Source organism: Actinoplanes sp. NPDC048791 (genome assembly GCF_040650095.1).
Lineage (GTDB): Bacteria > Actinomycetota > Actinomycetes > Mycobacteriales > Micromonosporaceae > Actinoplanes.
In genome coordinates this window covers 1-5,576 of record NZ_JBEZGQ010000561.1, presented here as the reverse complement: position 1 = coordinate 5,576, position 5,576 = coordinate 1, and the positions used below count along the sequence as shown (strand labels likewise).

Sequence of the window (5,576 nt, the reverse complement as noted above, 5' to 3'; positions counted from 1 at the left end):
GTGTTCCCGGGGCCCCGCTGCGCCGCTGTCAGAAGGTTTCTTCGGGGGCCTGCTCCAGCTCGACCTCGGGCACCGCCGCCGGGTTGACCGGCGCGGGGGAGCCCTTGACCACCGCGCGGATCGCCGCGGCCACCGCCGGCGTCACGCGCGCGTCGAAGACGCTCGGCACGATCACCGTCGGGTTGAGCTTGTCCTCGCCGACCACGTTGGCGATGGCCATCGCCGCGGCCAGCGCCATCTCCTCGGTGAACGCCTCGGCGCTCACGTCGAGCATGCCGCGGAACACGCCCGGGAACGCCAGTACGTTGTTGATCTGGTTCGGCTGGTCCGAGCGGCCGGTCGCGACCACCGCGGCGTGCTGGCGGGCCTCGCGCGGGTCCACCTCGGGATCCGGGTTGGCCAGCGCGAAGACGATCGACTTGTCGGCCATCTTGGCGATGTCGGCCCCGGTCAGCAGGTTCGGCGCGCTGACCCCGATGAAGACGTCCGCGCCGACGATCGCGCCCTTCAGGTCCCCGCTGTAGTTGTCCTTGTTGGTGTGCTCGGTCAGCCACTGCCAGGTCGGGTTCAGGTCGTCCATGCCGCGGTGCAGGGCGCCCCGGCGGTCGTACGCGATGATGTCGCCCACGCCCTGGCGCAGCAGCAGCTTCATGATCGCGGTGCCCGCGGCCCCGGCCCCGGAGACCACGACCTTGACGTCGGCCAGGTTCTTGCCGACCACCCGCAGCGCGTTGGTGAGCGCGGCCAGCACGCAGATCGCGGTGCCGTGCTGATCGTCGTGGAAGACCGGGATGTCCAGCAGCTCGCGTAGCCGCGTCTCGATCTCGAAGCACCGCGGCGCCGCGATGTCCTCCAGGTTGATCCCGCCGTACGCCGGGGCGATCGCCTTGACGATGGCCACGATCTCGTCGGTGTCCTGGGTGTCGAGCACGACGGGCCACGCGTCCACGCCGCCGAACCGCTTGAACAGAGCGGCCTTGCCCTCCATCACCGGCATCGCGGCGGCCGGGCCGATGTTGCCCAGGCCCAGCACCGCCGAGCCGTCGCTGACCACGGCAACGGTGTTGCGCTTGATGGTGAGCCGGCGCGCGTCGGCCGGGTTCTCCGCGATGGCCATGCACACCCGGGCCACACCCGGCGTGTACGCCCGCGACAGCTCGTCCCGGTTGCGCAGGGCGACCTTGGAATTGACCTCGATCTTGCCGCCGAGGTGCAGGAGGAAGGTGCGGTCGGAGACCTTGCGGACGTCGACGCCGTCCTGCTCCTCGAGGGTCTTGACGACCTGGTCGGCGTGGCTGGAGTCGGCGGTGTCGCAGGTGAGGTCGACGAGCACCCGGGTGGGGTCGGAGTCCACCACGTCGAGGGCCGTCACGATCGCGCCGGCCTCGCCGACGCAGGTGGTGAGCCGGCCGATGGACGAGGCGTCGGCGGTCACGGCGATTCGGATCGTGATCGAGAATCCTGCGCTGGGCAGGCGGGTGGTCACCACGGTGTTCCCTCCGTCGTTGGCGGGTGCGTACCCGCATTCTTGCGCTTCGGGAATACCGGCCACCAATCCGGTGGTTACTGATGAGTCAGACACTCCTGCGACAACGCTTCGCCGGGTTAAGTGGATGCGCTGAGGAGTCCGGCGTGCCACCATCGGCGGAGGAGGTCACCTTTTGCGTACTGAGGTATTCGAACCCGACGTCACCACCGGTGAGCTGGAGCTCGAGGAGCGCCGTTCGCTGCGCCGGGTCGCCGGTCTCTCCACCGAACTCACCGACATCACCGAGGTCGAGTACCGCCAGCTGCGACTCGAACGGGTCGTCCTGGTCGGCGTCTGGACCGGCGGCAGCAGCGACGACGCGGAGAACTCGCTCATCGAGCTCGCCGCGCTGGCCGAGACGGCCGGTTCCGAGGTGCTCGAGGGGCTGATCCAGCGCCGCAGCCAGCCGGACGCGGCCACCTTCATCGGCCGGGGCAAGGTCGACGAGCTGCGCGACGTCGTCATCGCCACCGGCGCCGACACGGTCATCTGCGACGGCGAGCTCTCGCCCTCGCAGCTGCGCAAGCTCGAGGAGCAGGTCAAGGTCAAGGTCGTCGACCGCACCATGCTGATCCTGGACATCTTCGCCCAGCACGCGAAGAGCAAGGAAGGCAAGGCGCAGGTCGAGCTGGCCCAGCTGCAGTACCTGCTGCCCCGCCTGCGCGGCTGGGGTGACTCGCTGTCCCGTCAGGGTGGCGGCGCGGGCGGTGGTTCCGGCGGCGGCGTCGGCACCCGTGGTCCCGGTGAAACCAAGATCGAGACGGACCGGCGGCGGATCAACACCCGCATCTCGAAGCTCAAGCGCGAGATCAAGGCCCTGCGGACGGTACGCCAGACGAAGCGCGCCAAGCGCACCAACAGCGGCGTGCCCGCGGTCGCGATCGCCGGCTACACCAACGCCGGCAAGTCGAGCCTGCTCAACCGCCTCACGTCAGCGGGCGTGCTGGTCGAGGACGCGCTGTTCGCGACCCTCGACCCGACCACCCGCCGGACCGCGGCCGAGGACGGGCGCGTGTTCACCATCTCCGACACGGTCGGCTTCGTCCGGCACCTGCCGCACCACATCGTCGAGGCGTTCCGCTCGACGCTGGAGGAAGTGGCGTACTCGGACCTGATCGTGCACGTGGTGGACGGCGCGCACCCGGACCCCGAGGGTCAGGTGTCGGCGGTCCGCGAGGTCCTCGGCGAGGTGGGTGCGGACCGCATCCCCGAGCTGCTGGTCGTCAACAAGATGGACGCGGCCGACGAGGAGACGATCCTGCGGCTCAAGCGGGCCTGGCCGGACGCCGTGTTCGTGTCGGCGCGCTCGGGGCTGGGCATCGACGAGCTGCACGCGGCGATCGCCCAGCGGCTGCCGCGGCCGGCGAAGGACATGCGGGTGCTGCTGCCGTACGACCGGGGTGACCTGGTCGCCCGGATCCACCGCGGCGGGCAGGTGCTCGACACCCGGCACACCGAGCAGGGCACGGAGCTGAAGGTCCGGGTCGGCGAGCAGCTCGCCGCCGAGCTCGAGAACTTCGTCGCACCTTAGCTCCGGCTTAAGCGGCACCCCCGCTGAGCAGGGTTGATCCACGCGTAACACCGGCACGAGACGCCGCATGCGACACTGATCGGATGCGGCGTCTCGTGTTCCCGGCCATCCTCGCCTCGGGGCTGGTGATGATGGGGGCCGTGCCCGCCTCGGCCGAGCCCGCCCCGACGGTGACCTCGGCCAAGGCAGCGGCCGGCAGGAAGATTTGTAAGATCACCGATCCCGCTCTGTCGGAGCTCTCGGGGATCGTGGCCACCAAGAACGGCTTCGTCGTGGTCAACGACGGCGTCGACGAGGCCGCCAAGCGCAAGGTCTTCTTCCTCGACGACGACTGCAAGATCACCGACCGGGTCGACTTCCCGTCCCGCCCGCTCGACACCGAGGACCTGACCCTGTCCCCGGACGGCGACACGCTGTGGATCGCGGACATCGGCGACAACAGCGCCCGCGACGGCAAGGGTGACACCCGTCGCACGATCGGCCTCTGGTCGATGCCGGTGAGCGGCAAGAAAGAGCCGAAGATCCACCGCCTGGCCTACCCGAACGGCGACAAGCACGACGCCGAGGCCCTGCTGTTCAACGGTGACGGCACGCCGATCATCGTGACCAAGGAAGTCTCCGGCAAGACGCAGCTCTACACGCCGACGGCCGCACTGAAGGCGAACAACGAAGAGGGCGTACCGCTGAAGAAGGCGGGCGAGATCGAGCTGCCGAGCAGCGACACCCCCGGCATCCCGATCGCCCGGCTGGCCCAGACCACGGTCACGGGTGGCGCGGTGGCACCGGGCGGCGGCAAGGTGACCCTGCGGACCTACCTGGACGCGTACGAGTGGGACGTCGCCGACGGCGACGTGCTCGGATCGCTGAAGAACAAGCCCCGCAAGACGCCCCTGCCGAACGAACCCTTCGGCGAGGCGATCACCTACAGCGCCGACGGCAAAACGTTCTACACGGTGTCGGACATGGGCACGGGCGCCGACCCGGAAGCGGCCAACTACATCCTCCGCTACACGCCGGCGACAAAAATCGTGGAAGCGAAAACCGACGCGGCCGCGGCAGAAAAGGACAACGGCACATCCTGGTTCGCCGACCTGAGCCTGACCGACATCACATACCTGATCGGCGGCGTAGGCGTCCTCGGCGCACTTCTGGTCGGCGCGGGCGTCATCGGCATCATGCAATCCCGCAGGAAGCGCAAGCTCGAACCGGCAACGAAAAACCCGGACCCGAACGCCGACCCCGACCCGCTGGACGCAAAAACGGAACTGCTGTCGGTCGGCGGCCCGGCCCAGCGCCCGGGTGTGTACGGCGGAAACCGCCCACCGGCCGGAGCGCCATCGGGTCCTGGCGTGTACGGCGCCAAGCCTCCCGCAGCCACTCCCGCGAAGAGCAACGGCGTTTATGGCGGCGGCCGGCCGCCGCAGGGTGGTCAGCCCGCTGGTCGTCCCGGTCAGGGTGGTCAGCCCGGGGGTCGTCCTGCCGCTGGTCGGCCTGGTGTGCCGCCGGCTGGTCCGGGGCAGCCTGGCGCTCGTCCGGCTCAGCCTGGTGGTCGTCCGGCTCAGCCTGGTGGTCGCCCGGCTCAGCCCGGTGCTCGTCCGGCCCAGCCCGGTGGTCGCCCGGCTCAGCCTGGTGGTCGACCCGCGCAGCCTGGTGGTCGGCCTGCTCAGCCTGGTGCTCGGCCTGCTCAGCCCGCTCAGCCCGGGCCTCGCCCCGGGCAGGGTGGTCAGCCGGCGGTGCGTCCCGGTCAGCCGCCCGCACGCCCGGCCCAGCAGCCCGGCGGTCGCCCGGGTCAGGGGGGTGGCAGGCCCGGTGGTGGGGTCTACGGCGCGCCGCCTCCGCCTCCGCCGTCGACCGGTGGCCGGCCTCAGGGTGGGGGGCCGCAGCGGCCTTCCGGGTCTCAAGGACAGGGCGGCAACCCGCAGGGCGGCCGGCGCCCGGGCCGGCCGGACGACGGTCGGCAGGCCAACGGGATGAACAACTACGCGGACCTGAACGGGGCCCAGCGGCGGCCGGAAGGCCGGTTCGACAATCCCGGCTACGGCCGCAGCCCGCGCGGCTACTGACGTCACGGTCGGTTCGTTTCAGCTTTGTCAGGCCGGTGTTGCCGCCTTCGGGTGGGCGACACCGGCCTGTCGCTTTCGGGTCGGACGACTTGGCAGCAGCAGCTTGCCTCTTGCCGGGTCGGTGACCAGGGAGGCGGTTGGGCTTCGGCCCGGCTAGCCGGGCCTGTGCCGCGCCGCTGGGCTTGCCCCGGCGGACTCGGCGGCCCAGCAGGCTCGGTGGCCGGCTGCACCGCCTCATTGGTCCCTCGCCGCCGGGTCGGCGGTGACGGGCGTTGACGCCGCGCGTGAACATCCGGCGGCCTAGCCGGTCTGGCGGCGTAGCCGGTCTGGTCGGAACGACCGCCCTTTCGCGGCCCGGCCGACTCGTCCAATCCGCCCGGCTCGCCGCCGCGGACTTGAGAGAGGCCCTAATCAGGATCCGGCCCGACAACTCAGCCCGCCCGGTTCCGCTCAT

General features: G+C 70.7%; 3 protein-coding genes. 2 read left to right on the top strand and 1 reads right to left on the bottom strand.

Annotation, left to right across the window (positions count from 1 at the left end; translation table 11 throughout):
* Window positions 1-28: 28 nt before the first annotated feature.
* Window positions 29-1,489 (bottom strand): NAD-dependent malic enzyme, encoded by a 1,461-nt coding sequence (locus tag AB0C29_RS31060; RefSeq protein ID WP_360827575.1) that lies wholly within the window; start codon window positions 1,487-1,489, stop codon window positions 29-31.
* A gap of 172 nt (window positions 1,490-1,661) precedes the next feature.
* On the opposite strand from AB0C29_RS31060, the gene hflX reads away from it, so the two are divergent.
* Window positions 1,662-3,059, top strand: coding sequence for a GTPase HflX (gene hflX, locus AB0C29_RS31055; RefSeq protein WP_360827572.1), 1,398 nt, complete (start codon window positions 1,662-1,664; stop codon window positions 3,057-3,059).
* A gap of 83 nt (window positions 3,060-3,142) precedes the next feature.
* Entirely contained in the window at window positions 3,143-5,122 is a 1,980-nt protein-coding gene (locus AB0C29_RS31050; protein ID WP_360827569.1) for a hypothetical protein, read from the top strand.
* The last annotated feature ends 454 nt before the right edge of the window (window positions 5,123-5,576 follow it).

Excerpts from the sequence above, each read along its gene's own strand:
- AB0C29_RS31050 (WP_360827569.1), top strand. The coding sequence starts at position 3,143 with ATGCGGCGTCTCGTGTTCCCGGCCATCCTCGCCTCGGGGCTGGTGATG.